Annotated in this window: 18 protein-coding genes; 5 read left to right on the top strand and 13 right to left on the bottom strand. The window is 63.8% G+C overall.

Annotated features, from left to right (window positions below; translation table 11 throughout):
* The first annotated feature begins 21 nt into the window (after positions 1-21).
* Entirely contained in the window at positions 22-1,239 is a 1,218-nt protein-coding gene (locus ABD292_RS16620; protein ID WP_344208150.1) for an NsdA family TPR-like regulatory protein, read from the top strand.
* Here ABD292_RS16620 and ABD292_RS16615 read toward each other — a convergent pair.
* On the bottom strand, positions 1,217-1,780 hold the full coding sequence (locus ABD292_RS16615; RefSeq protein ID WP_425565099.1) for an NUDIX hydrolase: 564 nt from the start codon (positions 1,778-1,780) through the stop codon (positions 1,217-1,219). The two genes, ABD292_RS16620 and ABD292_RS16615, sit on opposite strands and share 23 nt — an antisense overlap.
* Positions 1,781-2,067: 287 nt before the next feature.
* Here ABD292_RS16615 and ABD292_RS16610 point away from each other — a divergent pair, with 287 nt between their 5' ends.
* Complete coding sequence (locus ABD292_RS16610) at positions 2,068-2,970, top strand: DUF4231 domain-containing protein (RefSeq protein WP_344208149.1); 903 nt, start codon at positions 2,068-2,070, stop codon at positions 2,968-2,970.
* Between the two features lie 15 nt (positions 2,971-2,985).
* On the opposite strand, the gene ABD292_RS16605 is transcribed toward ABD292_RS16610, so the two are convergent.
* Complete coding sequence (locus ABD292_RS16605) at positions 2,986-5,340, bottom strand: P-loop ATPase, Sll1717 family (protein ID WP_344208148.1); 2,355 nt, start codon at positions 5,338-5,340, stop codon at positions 2,986-2,988.
* A gap of 596 nt (positions 5,341-5,936) precedes the next feature.
* On the bottom strand, positions 5,937-6,449 hold the full coding sequence (locus ABD292_RS16600; protein ID WP_344208147.1) for a toll/interleukin-1 receptor domain-containing protein: 513 nt from the start codon (positions 6,447-6,449) through the stop codon (positions 5,937-5,939).
* 1,096 nt (positions 6,450-7,545) lie between these two features.
* Here ABD292_RS16600 and ABD292_RS16595 point away from each other — a divergent pair.
* Complete coding sequence (locus tag ABD292_RS16595) at positions 7,546-7,854, top strand: CPCC family cysteine-rich protein (protein ID WP_344208146.1); 309 nt, start codon at positions 7,546-7,548, stop codon at positions 7,852-7,854.
* 65 nt (positions 7,855-7,919) lie between these two features.
* Here the strand turns inward: ABD292_RS16595 and ABD292_RS16590 are convergent, their stop codons facing one another.
* The 8 genes from ABD292_RS16590 to ABD292_RS16555 all read right to left on the bottom strand — a co-directional run bounded on the left by ABD292_RS16590 (position 7,920) and on the right by ABD292_RS16555 (position 14,640).
* Complete coding sequence (locus ABD292_RS16590; RefSeq protein ID WP_344208145.1) at positions 7,920-8,486, bottom strand: hypothetical protein; 567 nt, start codon at positions 8,484-8,486, stop codon at positions 7,920-7,922.
* Between the two features lie 463 nt (positions 8,487-8,949).
* Complete coding sequence (locus tag ABD292_RS16585; protein ID WP_344208144.1) at positions 8,950-10,329, bottom strand: tyrosine-type recombinase/integrase; 1,380 nt, start codon at positions 10,327-10,329, stop codon at positions 8,950-8,952.
* Positions 10,326-10,517: a helix-turn-helix transcriptional regulator gene (locus tag ABD292_RS16580; RefSeq protein WP_344208143.1), complete on the bottom strand. Its 192-nt coding sequence runs from the start codon at positions 10,515-10,517 to the stop codon at positions 10,326-10,328. The genes ABD292_RS16585 and ABD292_RS16580 overlap by 4 nt, the downstream gene beginning before the upstream one ends.
* A complete protein-coding gene (locus ABD292_RS16575; RefSeq protein ID WP_344208142.1) occupies positions 10,514-12,127 on the bottom strand; it encodes a replication initiator in 1,614 nt (537 codons plus the stop codon). The genes ABD292_RS16580 and ABD292_RS16575 overlap by 4 nt, the downstream gene beginning before the upstream one ends.
* Positions 12,124-13,542: an FtsK/SpoIIIE domain-containing protein gene (locus ABD292_RS16570; RefSeq protein ID WP_344208141.1), complete on the bottom strand. Its 1,419-nt coding sequence runs from the start codon at positions 13,540-13,542 to the stop codon at positions 12,124-12,126. Before ABD292_RS16570 ends, ABD292_RS16575 begins: the two co-directional genes overlap by 4 nt.
* 89 nt (positions 13,543-13,631) lie before the next feature.
* Complete coding sequence (locus tag ABD292_RS16565; protein ID WP_344208140.1) at positions 13,632-13,961, bottom strand: hypothetical protein; 330 nt, start codon at positions 13,959-13,961, stop codon at positions 13,632-13,634.
* Positions 13,958-14,224 (bottom strand): hypothetical protein, encoded by a 267-nt coding sequence (locus ABD292_RS16560; RefSeq protein WP_344208139.1) that lies wholly within the window; start codon positions 14,222-14,224, stop codon positions 13,958-13,960. Before ABD292_RS16560 ends, ABD292_RS16565 begins: the two co-directional genes overlap by 4 nt.
* Positions 14,224-14,640 carry a plasmid replication, integration and excision activator gene (locus ABD292_RS16555; RefSeq protein ID WP_344208138.1) on the bottom strand — a complete coding sequence of 139 codons (417 nt, stop codon included), beginning with the start codon at positions 14,638-14,640 and terminating at the stop codon, positions 14,224-14,226. Before ABD292_RS16555 ends, ABD292_RS16560 begins: the two co-directional genes overlap by 1 nt.
* A gap of 151 nt (positions 14,641-14,791) precedes the next feature.
* On the opposite strand from ABD292_RS16555, the gene ABD292_RS16550 reads away from it, so the two are divergent.
* Positions 14,792-15,187 carry a hypothetical protein gene (locus ABD292_RS16550; protein WP_344208137.1) on the top strand — a complete coding sequence of 132 codons (396 nt, stop codon included), beginning with the start codon at positions 14,792-14,794 and terminating at the stop codon, positions 15,185-15,187.
* Here the strand turns inward: ABD292_RS16550 and ABD292_RS16545 are convergent.
* Both ABD292_RS16545 and ABD292_RS16540 read right to left on the bottom strand, forming a co-directional pair.
* The gene (locus tag ABD292_RS16545; RefSeq protein WP_344209068.1) at positions 15,184-15,915 is read right to left on the bottom strand and encodes a GntR family transcriptional regulator; all 732 of its coding nucleotides are present in this window, start codon (positions 15,913-15,915) and stop codon (positions 15,184-15,186) included. The genes ABD292_RS16550 and ABD292_RS16545 overlap by 4 nt on opposite strands.
* 248 nt (positions 15,916-16,163) lie before the next feature.
* Positions 16,164-16,448: a hypothetical protein gene (locus ABD292_RS16540; RefSeq protein WP_143082197.1), complete on the bottom strand. Its 285-nt coding sequence runs from the start codon at positions 16,446-16,448 to the stop codon at positions 16,164-16,166.
* A 303-nt stretch (positions 16,449-16,751) separates the two neighbouring features.
* Between ABD292_RS16540 and ABD292_RS16535 the strand changes: the two genes are divergently transcribed.
* Positions 16,752-18,083 carry an NsdA family TPR-like regulatory protein gene (locus ABD292_RS16535; protein ID WP_486348467.1) on the top strand — a complete coding sequence of 444 codons (1,332 nt, stop codon included), beginning with the start codon at positions 16,752-16,754 and terminating at the stop codon, positions 18,081-18,083.
* Positions 18,084-18,128 lie beyond the last annotated feature (45 nt).

Here is an 18,128-nt window from a genome sequence, read left to right as displayed (position 1 = left end):
GCGAAAAGCCGGAGGTAAGCAATGCAAAATGGCGCGTTCGACCCCATCGAACTACCCGCCACCGTCTGGGAACAGGAACAGGCCCGGGACATTCTCAGAAAGCGCGACATCGCCGGACTTTTCGGGATTGCAGCCAAATACGGTGCCAGCCAGGTCCGCATCGGCACCGCCACCGGCCTCGGCCAGCCCCGCGTCAACGCCATCCTGCGCGGCAACGGAACGATCAAAGAACTCGCCGTCATCGAACGCATCGCCGCCGGCCTACGCCTGCCCGATCACGCCCGCATGCTCCTCGGCCTGGCCCCGCTCGACATCGCCTCACCCACCGGCGACCACGACGACGAACACGAAGAGCAAACCACCGAACTCCTCGGCCGCCTGGACGCCGCCTCAGCAGTAGACGGCACCACGGTCATGATCCTGCGCACCGACACCAACAACCTCCGCCTGCTGGACCGCCGCCTCGGAGGACCCGCCATCGCCGACAAGATGCACGCCCAGATGGCCCAGATCCAGCGCGCCCACCGCCACGCCATCCGACCCACCATCCGCGCCCAACTGGCCCACCTCCTCGCCGAAACCGCCTCACTCGCAGGCTGGCAGGCCATCAACACCCTGGCACTCAACGACGCCTGGACCCACTACGAACGCGCCAAAGCCGCCGCCTACGAGGCAGACGACGCAGCCCTACTGGCCTACGTCTCCGGCGAACAGGCATACGTCCTCATGGAACTCGGCCGCCCCGCCGAAGCCACCGAACTCCTCCAACACGTCCACCAGCAGCACCGCCACCACGTACCGGCACGACTCCGCACCTGGCTCTCAGCAGCCGAAGCAGAAGCCGCCGCCATCCTCGGCGACGAAACCACCTGCCGCGCCGCTCTCCACCAGGCCACCGCCCTTCTGCCCGAAGGCGACAGGGACCCGGACATGCCCTACCTATCCATCAACGCCCACCACGTAGCCCGCTGGCGCGGCAACTGCCTAGTACGCTTCGGCGACCCCGGCACCGCGGAAGACCTCCGCTCAGCCCTCGCCGGCATGGACGGCACCTACAACAGAGCCGAATCCGGCGTCCGCTGCGACCTCGGCCACACCCTCCTTGCCGCCGGCGACCCCGAAGCCGCCCAACCCCACATCCAGCGTGCCCAACAACTGGCCACCATGACCGGCAGCCGCCGCCAACGCCGCCGTATCGACGAACTGGCGAGAGCCGTCAACCGCGCCCTCGGCCGTTGAGCCACACCTGAGCCTGAAGTAACCCGATCAAGGTCCCCGACGTCCAGATGTCACCGCGGGCAATCATGCCCGGGATCTCGCTCATAGCAATCCATTCAAGCCGGTCGGCCTCTACCTCACCCTCAGGCTTGCCCACCAGCTCGGCCCCGCGCCCCACAAACACGACATGCTCGGAGTCGACCATCCCGGCCATCGGCTGGTACGAGACCAGATGCTCAAGGCCCGCCGGCCGATAGCCGGTCTCCTCCTCTACCTCTCGCAGAGCCGTGATCACCGGATCTTCACCGGCCTCGATAAGCCCACCGGGAAGCTCCCACCCCCACCGGTCGAACACGAACCGGTGCCGCCACATCAGCAACACCCGATCATGCTCATCGAGAACGACGGCGATGGCGGCCCGATCCAGGTGCACCACGTGATGCTCGAACCGTTCCCCGCCAGGGATCTCCACATCGGCTAGCCCCAATCGGATCCACCGATTGTCGTAAATCAGCCGTTCCCCATGCACAACCCAGCGCGTCAGCTCAGCGTCATCAGTCACGCTATGAAGGTACCTTCTCGCTCCTCTGCGATACATGGGTTCCGCAACAGCTGGCACTACGACATGATCATATGCATGACGGTTACCCCAGCCGGTAAGCAGTAGCTCGACTCCACCCACTTCGCCGAAGCTTCCTACATACAGTGAATGGACAGTGAAGGATCAACGAAACCTTGCCGCGATCGGAGCTAGGTGTAATGAAACCGCAACGCTATTCGCGTATAGGAGCGGGCTAATAAAAGACAGCATTCCCGTGCTGCCAAAAAATCGCCAAAGAAGGGATAGCTGTGGAGCAAGAGAAGAGGAAGATACCTGTGGATGGGACGCCAGCTATTTATCGTGCCTCTGATGCTGCATCACTGCGCGGTCAACGGCTATTTCTGCGTGCCACTGGAGTCCGCCTGGCATTATTAGTGCTAGCCGCTTCTGCAGCTGTGGGAGCCTGGAGAATCGGTAGCATCGATGTCCTTGCGATTCTCTCGGCGGTAGCGTTTGGGGCAGCTCTAGTTCTAGAACTTTACACAGCAACCGCTAGGCCAGAGCAATCATGGTATGAAGGACGGGCGGCAGCTGAGTCCGCGAAAACCCTCATGTGGCGGTATATGGTGGGTGGGGCTGGTTTTGAGATCAAAATGAAAGCCGACAACACCTGGGCTGAGAGACGGCTCCTTCAAAGGTTTCAAGAGATCTCTCAAGATCTGCCGCAACTACAACTAACTCCGCAGATAGGATCGATTGAACAGGTAACGGATTATATGAGGCAGATCAGAGCGCTCACGTTGAATGAGCGTCGCCGTTTCTATGTAGCTGGCCGACTTGATGATCAGATAAGTTGGTATGCGAAGAAGTCTCGCAGTAACCAAAAGCGTGCGACAGTATGGATTTCTGCAGTTCTCAGTCTTGAACTTGTTGGGCTAATAGCTGCCATTTTCAAAGTATCCGGGCTTCTATCTATTGATCTAATGGGTGTCGCATCGGCAGTGGCCGCTGGCTGCATCGCCTGGGGGCAGGCTAAACAGTTCAGGACGCTAGCCGCTGCGTATGCGGTCACTCACTACGAACTAACCATCATTAGAGCAGCTGCAGCCGATGCTGATACGGAAGATGAATGGAAGCGCTACGTAGCAACTGCTGAAGATGCAATCTCTCGTGAGCATACGCTTTGGCGCGCCTCAAGACCATTTTCATGAGGCGTAATCCATTCTCTACCCACGGATTTCCAGGTAGGATCGATATGCCGGATGGATCTCAAACCTAGCTGGCCTGCCGAGGGACTTCTCTAGTTTCCTCGCCAGGACGCTAGCCCTTCGCATCTCACCTGGCGTGCCGTAGTAGTCGAACACGTCCTCGCTGGTTTCTATACCAATGAACCCATGCCTCCGAAGCACATTCAACAAATGGTCGATCTCGCTGTCTCCCGCTGCATTAGTGGATAGAAGTTCGCGTACCTCATGACGATCGAGGCGGGAACTTTCTCCTGCGAATTCGAACAAAATGGGTTCCAGATCAAGTGATGCGGCGACGCCTTCGACAAGGAGGGCTTCATATGCAAAAAGGCTATACGATCGCTCCGCTTCCAGAATGTCTTCCTCGGTCACGAACGGATGACGCGCATTGGTGGCGCGCATTACGGCAGCATTAGCGAAGAAAACGAGGTCTCTCGGCCGTGGCTGCACCCGAGAGAGTATATAGTCCTTCGCGTCGATACCTTGGATTTCGCCTCGGAAGAGGGTCGTCCATAGATCCTCCGGCCTACCCTTTTGACGCACATCAAAAAAGCGATCCTCAAGAACTCGTGCCAGAAGGTCCCTATCGCGCCATTCAATCTCCGAAAACGCTATCTTGTCGGGCTCACGCGCATGCTCACGCACATACGCAAAGATGTCGCTGCGAATGAAAACCGTGAGCGACAGTTGCACTCGGTTCTTTCCTCCTTTCTCTCGATGGAATTCGTCCGCGATGCGGCCGATTGTGCTCAATAGCCCAAGGAGAAGACGCGAAAGGAGCTTAAGGTCAGCTCCTTTTTCCCATGCTTTATCGAGATTGTCGATCAGAAGAGCTACACGCTCGCGAGCGCCGAGTGCGCTGCCGATAAGCCTACGAAGCTCTTTTAGGGCACCTCCGTAGAGTGCAGCGTTGATTTGCTTTCTTGCTTCTTGGACGCTGCCGCTATTTGGGTCGTCTTCCAGCCAATGCTTGAGAGATTCAGTTAGTATCTCCAGGCGAACGGCAAAAGTTGCCTCTATGCCGCCATGTTTATCTTCTATGCACGTGCGTAGCTCATCCATTGGCGAGCCGATAGCGATGCCGGCGGGAAGACGTTCTGCTTCGTCAATGGCTCGTATAGCAATCTCGGTGTAGATGAGATATTTCCAGAAGCCTTCTATGAGGTAGTCTTCAAGGTGCTTTGGATTTAGCTGTTGCAAGATGTCGATCAAGCCATCTAGTTCATAGCTCGCAGGCTTGATGACACAAACAAGGTTCCTGGTGTCTTGCCGCAGTGTTTGTGCTGCCTGCAGCATGTTTGCTGTTTTCCCCGTGCCCTTACGTCCACTAAAGATCACCGCGCGCGCTTCAAGGACGTCCTTGTAATCCCTTGTTTCCACAAAATAGCGATCTAGTCCTGTTTGATCAGATTCTGCTACGTGGTTACCGAAACGTAGGGCTTCGAGTTCCACGGAAAGGTGTTTGCGAACTCTGGATGCAGGTCGGGTGTCAGGAGGACGAATATTTTCTATCCATGTTTGCACGCCCTTGCGGACTTCACGTGCTGTGGAGTAGCGGATTGCCAAGTCTCGATAGTCAATTGCGACCTCCTCTTGACGCTCTGTAACTAGCACTACTGATCTGCCAAGCCCTCTTGCCAGGCCCGCCAGAAGAGAAAGCCGAGGATTCCATAGATCGGCAAGATAAGCGCGTGAGGGGGTGAAATGAAAAATGGAGGCATGCGATTTATGTACTTGCTCGGCAAACCAGGCTAGGGGCGCGCTGCCGTACTCTGACAGATCGAGTTGTTCGGTTTTGTATTTCTTATACGACTTAAGGGTCTTATCCAGCATGTGAGAGGATTCATCCCGTTTCCAGCTGGGCACATACAGCAGGCGCGACTCGTCGTATGAACCAGGAGATTCGCCAAGCAGATCGTCTATCAATGTTGAAGGAGATGATGTGATGGCGGCGGCTATTTTTCCTGCCAGGTCTGCCGAGTTGGTGTAGCCAATATATCCTGTGGTTGTAAGTAGCGCGAAGTCGCGCCACTTTTTCTCGGCCTCCTTATCCTGCGAGTCTCTTGCCAGTAGTATTCGTTTTCCTTTCCCGATGGCCAGGCCGAGCTCGAAGAGAACATTGTGGTTCATGGTTGTCAAATCGAATACAGCTATAGTGCAGTGGTCGATTGCTTTCTCGACTTCATTGATTATCAGGCGTCCGTCTACTTGGAGGTCTTCCCAAGTAAGAGACTCGGTGACATCTTGATGTAGAGAGAGCTGTGCAGCCGTGTTCAGAAGGGTCTCGCGCAAAATTTCTGGTTGTGCGCTGTAGCCGAAGAACAGGCGTTCCATTGTGTTCTCCTTGGAGACATGCCGTGGCCTGACGCTGCTTGTTTCGTGCCCGCCTCTGGTTGGCGCTCTGCCCGTAGACGCTTGGTGCGTTGCGCGAGTATACGACTACGCTCGGCGTACTTCCAGCAGTGTCGTTTATGTTACAAAGCGAACCATGAAGTGCACACTGTCCGTTCCGCTACGCCATAGGTGACCGACGCTGGACGTTGAAACCTTGAACCCTTCAGGGCTGCGTAGACTCGATTCTGCACCCTCGGCTGAATACCCGGGGCCAAGGACGCGGCCTTCAAGATCTCGTTCGCGCGCCGCAGTTACGTGCTCTCCCGGCGCAGCCGCCTCATCCGTGGTGCGGCCAGGCAGGCTGCCCCGTCGATCTGGGCCTGGCGGACTCATCCGCCAGGCCCAGGTGCCGATGTTGAGCTTGGGCGTCACCGGGTTGATCGTGGCCCAGTCGGTCGGGTAATTCGGCCGCACCCCGGCGACTATCCGCACCGCTCGTCGGCGTAGCTCGGCTGGGTAGGGAGACTTACATGGCATGGGCTCGATCCTCTCAAAGAGATCAAGTCTCCAGCGCAACCGGGGCGATTCGGTTGTCCTCAGTCGCTCCCAACGGATAGCAGCTCGTCATTGAGTGCGACCAGCTCAGCGATCTTGGTGGCAATGTCTTCCATCGAATCTTCCGCCGTGTGCAACCCGTTGCGGGAGCCAAGCAATGGACTGACTTTCCGGACGTCTTCGTAGGTCGCCCCATGTACGACAGGAATTAGCAGGTCGCGTGCCAGGAGCTCCGAGAGCTCCTTGTCGGAAACCCCTCGATTGTCGACGCGTTTTAGTAGCGCAGGGGTAATGAGGACGAGACCAACCCGCGACTTCGCCAGGCCCCGGTCGATCTCTCGCATGAACGGTTGGCCAAGCAGAATATCCTTCTCGCTGAACCAGACCGACACGCCTTTGGCTTCGAGCAGGTCGTGAAGTTCCGTAGCAACACCGCGCCGGTCGTCCCACGCATGGCAGAGGAAGAGGTCGCGAAGTTCAGGCCGCTGACCCCGCAACTCGACCGTGCGGCGGTAAGGAGTCAGCGCACGGACTTGTTCAGGCGTGTAGGTCACGGCCGAGCTGCTCGGCGACCACCTCGGCCGAGTCCTGCCGCCGGTGGACCCACTCCCACCGATCGTGCCGCCTCCCCCGTTGCCGCGCGGCGCGTAGCTCGACGACGAGTAGGTGGGAGACGGCGAGTAGTACCGGTAGTTTCGGCCGCCACATGCAGGGCAGGCCGCAGCTCCGCTAGCGGTTCGATGGCCTTGGACCGGGGCTGTGCACCTACTCATGACAAGATTGTAGTTGGTGCGCGGTGTCGGTGGTGGTGACGCTGTGAATGGAGCCGCTCAGTCGGGCGGGGCACGCGATCAGCCGTCAGACCAGCGCTGCCAGACGTCGCTCAGGGTGGGGTAAGCCGCGTGCGCAGGTGCAGCAGGTGCCAGACGTGGCGGCATATTCCCATCCGGTTTCGGCGATGCGGGCGAATATCTGCTCGTCCAGGCCGGCCAGCGTGCGGTGAGTAATGGAGTCCGACGGCGCCGTCCCGATTAGTGCCGCCTGCCTCACATGTTCTAGAGCACGGCTGCCGCCCTGGTTGAATAGTCGAAGGTAATGCCCCAGACGAGTTCGTGGAAGCTCTCCAGTTCATGCTCATGGCAAGGACTCGTATCGCCGCACGTTTCGTATGTGCAGGTCTCGAATCGGAGGATGTTGCCGAGTTGCCCTTGTAGGTATCAAGCGGCGGCGCGGCGCGCCGCCGTACCCCGGCCCTCCGCCCGCCCGCCGTCCGGGCGTGCGGCCTGGGGGCCGGTCCCGGACGGCGGCGGGACACCGGGCCGGCCACAGCATGCCGCCCCCGCCGTAGGGACCGAACGCACCGACCGGGGTTGCCGCGCCGCCGCACAGATGCAGCCCTACGATCGCCACTGCATGGCTGGCCAACGTATGTGCTGGGGGCGATCGAAGGTCCAGGGCTTCGTTCCTCAACCCTGGCCCACCGTATTTCCTGCGCGCGGGTAGTGGTCATCAGACGGTAGGAGGCAAGCTGGGCAGTACCGCAGGCGCGAGTCGCGGATCTCTGGCAGCTTTCCGAGCCTGGGGCGGGAGTAGATACAGCGTTGCCGATTGAGATGCAGATGTTCGGAGCCGTACGGCATCATGACGGATATGACCCATCTCAGCATCGAGGAGATTCGGGAGCGCAAGCGATGGGTCTTGTCTGTGATGGCGGAACAGGGCGGAGACTTCCTCCGGCTACCGCCTCGCGATCAGCTGTACACGTGCCCATGCTGCTTCCGTCCGACCCTTCAGTATCGCGGAGGGTTCGGGTTCTGCGAAGAATGCTGGTGGGAGGACGACGGACAGGATGATCACAACGCTGATGTCGTCATGGGTGGCCCCAACGGGTCGGTCAGCTTGACCGAAGAGCGGCGGCGCTACCGAGAAATGCGGGGACTGCCGCCGCTGGAGCTGTGACAGCAACGGCCACGAACGAAGGCCGATTGGCTGGCTCCGCGAAAAGAGGTCAATGATCACGGCGTTCATGCAGGGGTCAGCAGCCACCGGGCGAAACAGCCCTCTTCGTCTAGCTGGGTGTACCAGCGCACCTTGAACGTGAACGCTGTGTACGTCGTCGATATCAGAAGGCCTGGATCGTCCTCGTGCGATGGTCGTCCGTGCACCGGCGGTACCGGTCCTGGCCGGGCGGGCACCAGGGGTTGCGAGTGTGGTCCTGTCCCGTCGCACGCGGCGCTGAACAAGGCGATCTCGCCGCTGTGCACGATGAGCGGGTCACCATCTTCATCGTCGGTGTCCGGGTAGCGGAGGGCTCCGGCCAGCACACGCGGGTAGTCGGGACCGGATGCCTGCACGACGGCGATGCCGCCGTCTTCTGCTTGGAAGACCTCCATCCAGCTGTCATCGCGGACGACTCCGTCCGCGCCGACGAGGGCTGCCCGGCCGGCTCCGACTGGGATGCTGGTGTCTTCTGGGCCAAGATCCACAATGTCGTCGTATTGGTTGTCGCTAAACCCATGCCACGCACCGCGTAGTGAAGCGTCGACAGCGAGAAACGGATCGCCGTTCGTCCAGAGTCGGCCAGTATGCACCCACGGTCCTTGCACTGGTCCATTGTGAATGAAAGCTCAGCTAAAGCCGCACGATGGTGACGCGGAGGGGCCAAGGGCTCGTGCAATATGCGTGCAATGATCTTGCTGGCTGTGGTGGCCGAACACCATAGCGCCACAGGTCAGAGGCACTGCACGGACGGGAACGGTCACGCGCTGTAAAACCGTCGGCTCAGCCTACGCAAGTTCGAACCTTGCACCTGCCACCAGCAGTAACAGCAGGTCAGAGGCCCTACGGGGCCTCTTCTGCGTTTCAGGGGTATGCAGCCAGATGCAGCCCTCAGCGGCCGTTTGTCGCTGGTCACGGGATATACGCGGGATGGATCTGGGAGCGTTTCCCCAGGTCGAGACCCATGATCCGGAGTGTGCGCGGGATGACGTGACCCCCGCAACGCCGAAAGGCCCCGGGGAAACCGGAGCCCTTCGAGTGGTGCCGTTCGTGATCTCATGCAGTGAGTACGTCCGCTATCCGCTGGTTGACGATCTCCTCCTGGCCGTCGATGCACTTGGCATAGACCCTGAGCAGGACGTCCACCCCGTGGCCGGCACGGGCAGCCACGTCCGGAGCCGGGACGCCACCGTTGAGCCACAGCGAGACGGCCGCGTGCCGGAGGTCATACGGCCGCCGGGCGAGCGGTGAGGCGACCTGGGCGGGCGTTAGAGCGAGGGTGCGGGCTTCCTGCCAGACCTCGGTGTAGGCCGTCGAGGCGACCACGCCGCCGCGCTCACTGCGGAACAGCCGCCCGTCTGGAGCTACGCCGAACTCTTCGATGTGTTGCCGAAGGATCTTCACCAGTTCCGGAGGGATCGGGATCCGGCGGACGTCATCCTCACCCCGATGCTTGAGACCGCGCAGCTCGTGAGCGTCCCCGGTGTCGGTCCATCGGCGGTTCACCTCGGGTCGTGAGCCGTCGAGGGTGAGCCGTCCCCAGCCGTTCGCCGGGAGGTGGCAGTCCTGTTCACGGAGACTGACCGCCTCGCCGGGGCGGAGGGCGGCGAAGTACATGCAGGCGAACATGGCCATCAACCGCCGGCCCCGCCCCTTCCCGTCACGCTGGCGCTTGCCCACGTAGGTGAGCGCCACGAGCAGTTCCCTGGCCTGGCCAGGGTTGACCACGACCCGCGGATCCACGGTCTCGGTCGTCTTCGGGGCCTTCCACTTGATCCTGTGCAGCGGGTTGGACGGCAGCTCTTCCAGTTCCACCGCGTACTCGAAGACGTGGTGCAGGACAGCGCGCTTGCGCCTGATCGTGTTGGCGCCGGCCTGCTTGCCGTCGAGGCGGAGCGCGAGGGCGTCGAGGGCAGGGCGGACGGCTTTGGTCTCGTTGAGGTCTGCCATGTTGAGCGATGCCGCCTCCAGCCAGCGGACGACCCGCGCGATGTCGGCAGGCATGGCCGGCCGCTTCCCCTCGGGCAGCAGCACGTAGTGGCGCAGGGCCTTGCGGAGGAGCGCGGCATCCGGGCGTCCGGCCTTCTCCGTCGTCAACGCCGGGAGAGCCGTCGCCAGGGCGTCGGACATGCTGTCTCGGCTCTTGGCAGCCGCATACGGCCAGCGCGCCTCGACGTACGCCTTCACGAAGTCGAGGACCGTCCGTGCGTCCTTGGCCTTGGTCATCGACTCGGGGAGGCCGGTCTCCAGGTCGAACGCCTCACCGCGTCTCGCAGCCTGCCGTAGGTCGGTCAGGAAGCTCTCGCCGAGGGCCTTGGTCTTGTAGATCTTGGACTTCTGCCGGCCGCCGACCTTCCAGCGCACCTCATAGGAGGGTGACTTGCTGGACTTGTTCCGCCGGATCTCCCAGAACTTCACGTCGTACGAGGTCGTCATGCGGCGCTCCGGAGTGATTCGAGCCAGGCTTCGAGGTCGCTGCGGTAGATGCGGAGTTCGCCGTTGGGCAGGCGGATGCCCTTGGGCGCCTTGCCGATCTCGCGCCAGCGGTAGAAGGTGCGGCGGGAGACTCCGCCGAGCTCGTTGAGTACCTGGCGGACGGTCAGGAGTTCGTCGTGCTTGGTCATGCGGCCCTCCCCATGTCCTCGGTTGCCGAAAGATCTTGTCCGGCTGCTCTGGCTTCCAGCTCTCTGAGGTGGGCTCGCCAGCGTTGGCGTTCGTGGACGGAGCGGAGAAGCCTGGCGGCGAGGGGTGGCACGTTGGCGTCGCCGGCCGGGACGGGGCGCCAGATGTAGCGGTGCGGGTCGGTGGGTTCGTCGGTCTGGCCGAGGGCTTCCAGGACCCAGGTACGGCGGTCCTGCTTGTGTTCGGCGAGGGTCTTGTTGGACCACTTGCGGGAGACCAGGACGCGGCGTCCGGCGTAGCCGAGGTGGTCGGGCTTGTGGGCCTTGCCACGGCACCGGCCGGGCTGCATGCCTGGTTTGGCTCCCTTGGGCTGGACGCCGTAGCGGAGCCAGTTCGGGCAGGTGGGTGAGCAGGGTTCGTAGCGGAGAGCGTCGAGCATGCGGGCGGCGTGCTCGCGTTGGGCCTGGCCGCCGTCGAGGGCGTCGCCGAGGGACTTGGTCAGGTACTTGGACAGATACCGGATGCACTGGTCGGCGTCCGGGGTGCCGGCCAAGACGCCTTGGACATCGACTTGCTCGCCGAAACGGATCACATGCAGCGGTTCGGCGTCCTCGTCGAGCGCGTCGAGGGCTTCGTCCCAGGTGGGCAGAACTTCCCCGGTGGCCGGGTCGAGGTAGCCGCCCTGCTCGTCCCAGACGGGCAGGTGGTCACTGTCGAAGCGCACTTCGTCAGCCTGTGGCCACCAGACCTGGTGGTAGGTGGCGGCGGCTATCTGCTTGATCTCCGCGCGCGGGAGCGTTCCGCGGATGGCCATGTGCAGGTGCGGGGCGAGCCGCTTCTGAGGCTCCACCGAGGCGAAGTACTGCACGTCATAGCCCGCGACCCGGCGCAGGTTCTGCACGAAGCGGTCCACGAGCTTGGAGAAGTGCAGCGCGTCCCGAGCGGCACGCCGGTAGTCGTAGGCGTCCGGGTCGATCGGGACGCCGTCGCGAACCTTGCCGTACGAGGGCAGGGTGAGCGTCACGAACAGCGACGGCCGGTAGACCTTCCCGTCCGTGCCGTGGAAGGTGCGTCCCAGGGTGGTGTGAGCCATCTTGCGCTTGGGCAGGTCCGGCGCATCCTGCCGTCGCCGGGTGGAGCGGGAGCGCTTGGCGGCGGTACGGCCGAGGACGTTGCCGCGCATCCCGGCGGCGTTGATCTCCTCGTCCAGACCGCTGATCAGCTCGTCCAACTCGGAAGTGTCGTCGCCGGCCTTCTCGGCGGCTTCACGCTGGGCGTGGACGTCGGCGCGGAACTCCACCAGCCAGCGCTGTTCCTCGTCCGGCTCGTTCGGCGTGATGACGGGTTCGGTGTCGAGGTGCCAGCCCTCCCGGCACTGAGCCTTACGGAGCTGCTTGTTGCGCTTGGCACACGGCGGGCACTTGCTGTCGAGGGTGGCCCCGCACGGCACGTCGATGATCTCCCACGTGCCGGTGTGGGTGTCGAGGCGCTTGAGCGGGATGGGCCGGATGCAGACGCCGTGCTGCTTGGCGACCTCCACGAGCACATCCCGGGCCATCGGCATGGCCTGACGGACGGCGCGGGGAAGGGCGCGGTCGTGGGCATGAGTCATGCGGCCTGCCCGTGGTAGGCGACCATGGCGTGGATGTCGGTGTCGGAGACGTAGGCGGCGCGGACGCGGATGGGTTCGGGCGAGGTCTCCAGACGCATGTAGGCGACGCCCGCGCCCAACTCGGGCACTGGTGAGATGTGATCGGCCAGGGCGCCTCGGTCGCGTGCGCCGTCGCCGAGGACCATGTCCACCTGCTCGGACTCGTCCAGCCGCAAGGCGATCTTGTCGGGGAACAGGTTGCGGATGTTCATGACCTCCTTGCGCGGGTCCTGAAGTGCGGCCATGACGCCGACGCCGACCGAGCGGCCTTGCGTGGCGAGCGTGGCCAAGGCGGCGGAGGTCCGCTGGCGGAGCTGACGGTCAGGCTGATAGGCGGTCAGGAACGCCACCTCGTCGACGATCACCAGGACGAACGGGTCCTCCACGGTCGGGGTGTGGGAGCGCTGGAGGCCGGCGAAGCGGGTGGCGCGCTTCTGCATGACGCTGACCGCCTCGTCCAGCAGGTCGGCGCACTCGGCCGGGTCGGCGGCGTAGCGGCCTTGGAACAGCTCCCGCCCGAAGGACAGCTCCATCAGCTTGGGATCGAGCGCCCAGACCTCGCACAGGCCCGCGCGCATGGCGGGGAGCAGTCCGCGGATCGTGTCCCAGAGGAAGGAGCCCTTGCCTGCCCCGGTCGCGCCCGCGATCAGGACGTGCGTGCCGTGCACCTTGAGCCGGAGTGGCTTGCCGTCCTCCTGCCTGCCGATCTCGACCGGCCCCACGGTTGGTTCGTCGGGGATGGGCAGTGCCGGCAGGGGTGCGGCGAGTGGGTCGGTGCGTGGGAAGGTGACCAGGAGCCTGCCGCCCTTGAGAAGCGCGATGCGGCAGGAGGCCGCACCGAAGCCTTGGGCGAGGTTGTCGATGCGGTCGGTCCAGTCCTTGACCGCCTGGCCGCCGAGCATCCGGACGGTGACCCGGTCGGCCCAGCCGTCACAGGTGACGCGGAGCAGGCGCGGCATGTAGACGTGTCCGTTGACGCGCTTGGCCAAGCCGGAGACGTCCATGACGGACTGCCAGTGTCGGCGGTAAACGGACATGAGCCGCCACCAGGCCAGCAGTCGCCAGCCGACGAGCCGGGCGAAGGAGCCGGGCGCGGCGCAGGCCCAGGCGAGCAGGGACAGCACGGCGAAGCCGAGCATGGATGCCGCAGCGGGCCAGCCGTAGCCGTTCCAGACGACGCCGAGGGCGATCGGGACGGCGACCGCGACGGGATGACGCCAGGTGATGCGGACGAGGGCGGCCAGGAAGCGCCAGCCGTAGACGATGAAGGTGATGATGGCGGGTGTCTTGAGCACGGCCGGGCGGAAGACGACGGCCGTGTCGGGCGTGGTGGAGACGAGGTTGCGCGCCTCGTCGCCAGGCAGCCGCTTTAACATAAGCTTGGTTACCTCTCGTGATTGAGCAAGTCGTGGGAGAACTGAGGGGCCGCCGGAAGTTGCCGCTTCCAGCGGCCCCGCCTCATGTGTCAGGCCGCCGGGTCGGTGGTGTCCGGGGTGGCGTCCTTGTCGTCGGCCGTCTGTTCGGCGTGCAACTGCTCGCAGTCGGCCAGGTAGCGAGCAGCAGCGGTGAAGATCTCGCGGGCGGTGGCCAGGTCGGCGTCGGTGACCGGCCCGGCCCCGGTGGTGGAGATGTGCACGTTCGCCTCGTGGGAGCTGAACTCCAGGTACGGGCGCGGGTCGCTGAGCAGCAGTCCGGCGCGGACCTTCAGGTGCGGCGTGTGGAAGGAGACGCCGACCTGCGGCGCGGACTCCGGCCGCATGGACAGGGTCAGGTAGGTGTAGGGACCGAGCGTCACGCCGCGACCCCCTTACCGTCGGGCAGCCCGTAGAAGCTGCGCTCCAACGAGCGGGCGAAGCGCGATGCCTCGCGGGCGAGCTGGCGCGCGAACTCCAGGTCCTTCACCGTGACCGGCCCGCTGGTGGTGACCAGGACGGAGGTGGCGCCGAAGTCGAGCGCCAGAACGGGCTCACGACGTGGGAACGGGTGGTTGAGGGTGCGGGCGGCGTGCCCAGTGGTCAGCCGGATCACGCTGTTGCGCGGGGTACGGCGTCGGGTCATCAGGCGGCGTCCTTTCCTGCCTTGGCAGTGGGCTGAGCGGTCGGGCGGGGTGCGTGCATCTCGCGGACCTTGATCGAGTACGCGAGACGGCCGGCGGCGTTGACGTACGGCGTGACGGACATGCCGTCGAACTCGACCGGCGTGAACGGCAGCCCCGGCATCGGCTGAGGGGGCACCGGCTGGACCGGGGCGAGGATCTTGACCGCCACCGTCTTCTGGGCGGGCTTGAGGGTCGGGTCACCGTCCATGACCGCGACCTGCCAGACCAGCTCACCGGTCTGCTTGTCGCGGGCCTGCACGAACCGGCCGCCGGCGGAGGCGTCGAAGTCCTTGACGGGCTCGACCTCACCGACGACGTAGCAACCGTGCGGGAAGACCATGTCGAAGGTGACGGGGACGGGACCTTGCAGAGCCATAACAGCTTCCTCTCTTGGATGACAGGCACTCGACCTATCAAGTGTTCAGACGGTAACTCTGCGTAGCTTGCTACGTCAAGTGCCCAAGCAGTATTTCGGCGCGAGACCGTGAACTTGCCGTGCTGTCTCAGGGGGCGAACCGGGACGAATAATGACGATCATGAAGCCGGAGCGTGGTGGATCGCGGGGCGGCATGGGACTTGCCGTGCTCGGTGTGGTCTGGTTCTGCGGAACGGTGTCGCTGGCTTACGCGGCTCTCTTTTACGGATTCGCCCTCATGGGAGCCTCATCGAGAAACGGCGAACTGGCCCAGGTGCTGATCTACGCGGCGCTCGCGCTCGGGTTCGGCGCGCCCGTCGTTGGCCTGCTCGTCGCCATGCATCTGCGCAACAAGGCCGGCATCGTGGTCTATGGGCTCATCGTGCTCGGGCTGGTGGCCCTCGTTCTCGTCACGATGTCCAAAGGCCGCAGCAACCACGTGTACGAGCAGGACCCGCCGATCTGCACGGCACCACCGGAAAGAGCGGCGGGAGTGCCCGGATGCTAGGCGACCGGGTAGGCGTCCTCCAGCTCGTGTCGGTCGGCAGGGAGGAGCACCTCGACGACGGCCAAGGGCCGCCCTGACGCCTCACGCACCGCGCCGAACACGGCCAGAAGCGGAGTGTTCTTGGGCATGGCGAGCTGTTCGGCCTCTGCGGCCGTGGGCATGCGTGCGGTGATCTGCTCCACGATGTGATCGAAACGCACGCCTTTGCGCGCGTGAAGATGCTCCCGAAACCCCTGCCGCAATGGTTCTCCGCTGGTCAGGTCCGTCCCCTCGGAAAGCTCCAACGGCAGCCACAACGCCACCAGTTCGGTCGGCTCACCCTCGCGCACGATCAGCCGTCGCCGCACGAATACCTTGCTCTGAGGCTGCACGTTGAGCAGCACGGCGATGCGATTCGGCGCGGCGACCGCGCCCACTCCGACCATTTCGCCCGCGGTGGCGGCCTCCGGCTTGGTCAGGTACGCCTGCCCCGGACGTTTCTGCTCGATTGACGCCATCGCCGGCCGCCCGCGCACGAACCGGCCCTTGCCCTGCTGCGACTCGATCCAGCCCTGCTCGCGCAGCACCCGCAGCGCGGCGACCACAGTAGGACGGGAGACGCTGAACTCCTGAATGAGCTGGTTCTCGCTCGGGAGGAGCGTGCCCGGTGGGTAGTCTCCCGACTCGATGCGCCTCTGGAGAGTCTGCACAAGCTGCGCATACTTAGGCGGCACGGACTCTAGCGACATCATGACCGTCCAACAGCCGACAAGTTGTCTTACCAAGTTTGAGCGTATCCGGCTCGCCACTCTCTGTCCATGCGGTTGGCGACACCGGAGCCGCGAACGCCAGATCCGGCAGGCAGCGCAGCGGCGGCTGGGAAGGTTGCCGCGGTGGCGGTCCCTGCGACTGCCTGCCGGAGAGAGACGCGACGAGACACAGCAACGGCTCCCCCCCCCTCCGAGAAGAACCGTGCCTCTCCCGCCGCGCCCCGTCATCACCTGGCGATGTACTCGGCCAGGACGTTCGCCGCACCCGCCGGATCGTTGGTCGGATGCCGTCGCTCGGCGTTCTGCCAGGAGTAGTAGGCCCCGCCGTACCCGACGAACACCCACACCGGCAGACCCGGCTCCGGCTTGTGCACCATGAGCGCACTGTTGTTGTCGCGCAGCTCGGCATTGACGCCGAGAGCCACGAGCCGGTCACGCAGCCGGACGAGCATGTCCCCCTCGTCCTGAGCCTGCATAAAGCCGGCCGCAGCCGCCTGCATGATCGAATTCATCTTCCGCTCCCTTCGGCCTGGCCGCCGCCGAGGCAGTCGAGACACTGCCGCTCCTCACTCGAAAGCTGATCTCCGCTGTCGTCGCCGATGAGGAGCGCACGGCGCGAGTCGCGCAGCTTGATCCCGCGTCCCCGGCAAGCGGGGCAGGGCGACGTCTTGCATGTCTCGTCTGGCCGGGTCACCGTCGCCAATCTCCTCGTTCATCCGGCGTTCCCTGTGGCGGGAGGCCGCGTGACGTACCGTGGTTGATTGATGACAAGTCCACCGGCAACCGCGTTCGAGCAGGACCCCTGAACGGCCCCCTTGTTTCCCCTTTCGAGCCCCCAGCCGGGAGGAAGACCCGAAGATGCCCGACTACATCCCGAACGTTCGCCTCCGCGCCTGGCGCAACGAAGGCACCTCTCCCGCGCCCAGATGGCCGACCAGGTCAACGCCACACCCATCGGCATCGCCGAAAGGCTGACGTGTGACGAGGAGCGCGTACGCCGTTGGGAAGCCGGAGAGGTCCGATGGCCACGCACGCCATACCGACTGGCGCTCACGCAACTGACCGGCCTGGAGCCGGAAGCACTCGGGTTCACCCAGACCAAGCAAACCGGCAGCCGCCTCATCGAGGCCCACGTAATCCCCGCCGACGCCCTCCGCGCCGAGGCCGACCTGTACGGCACCATGGAGCTCGCCCAGCAGCTTCAGGCATCCGACGTGGGAGCCGGAACCCTGGAGGCCCTTGCCGAGGCCGTCGATCTGCTGTGCCGCGCCTATCCGGTCGTGCCCGCAGGCACACTACGCGACCGCACCCAAAAGCGCCTGGCGCAGATCAACCGTCTGCTCGCTGGTCGCCTCACCTTGAACCAGCACCGCGAACTGCTCGTGATCACGGGATGGCTTACTGCCCTGCTGGGCTGTGTCCACTACGACCTGGGCGAGAGGGAGGAGGCTGAAACGGCTCGACGCGCAGCCTTCGAGATGGGCCGCCAGGTCGGACACGGCGAACTCATGGGCTGGGCACACGAAATGTCAGCCTGGTTCGCCCTCGTCGAAGGCCGTTATGAAGATGTCGTCACCGCCGCCCGGATGGGCCAAGCCGTCGCCGGCACCAGCAGCGCCATGGTCCAACTCACCCTCCAAGAAGCTCGCGGCCTCGCCCGCATCGGCGACCGCCGCGAAGCCGACCGCGCACTAACCCGGGGAGCCGAAGTTCTCAACAGCCTGCCCATGCCCGACCACCCGGACCACCACTTCGTCTTCGACCACGCCAAGTGGGTTTTCTACGCGGCTACCTGCTACACCTGGCTCGCCGACGACGACCGCGCCGAAGAGCACGCCCGCGAAACCATTCAGATGCACACCCGCCCCGATGGCACCTCCAACGCTCCCATGCGGATTGCCGACGCGTACATAGACCTCGGTATCGTGAAGGCCCGATGTGGCGACCTCGATGCAGCCGTAGAGCATGGCATGGCCGCTTTCGACATTGACCGAAGATCCCTCACCGACCTAGTCAATCGCGCGGGGGACCTCGATCGTGTCTTGCGTCAGCGCTACCGACGGGAAGCACTTGCCGATGAGTTCCATGAGCGATTCGTCACGGCCCGCCGAGCCTTGACCAGCCGTCGTCCGGACCTGCTCGACTGAGCGTCACTTGATGCGCTCAGAAAAGAGCGTCGTCCTACAGTCTCA

Origin of the sequence: Nonomuraea bangladeshensis (assembly GCF_039529455.1) — a bacterium.
Lineage (GTDB): Bacteria > Actinomycetota > Actinomycetes > Streptosporangiales > Streptosporangiaceae > Nonomuraea > Nonomuraea bangladeshensis.
The sequence above is the reverse complement of the archived record's forward strand: the minus strand, read 5'-3'. Positions and strand labels throughout refer to the sequence as shown.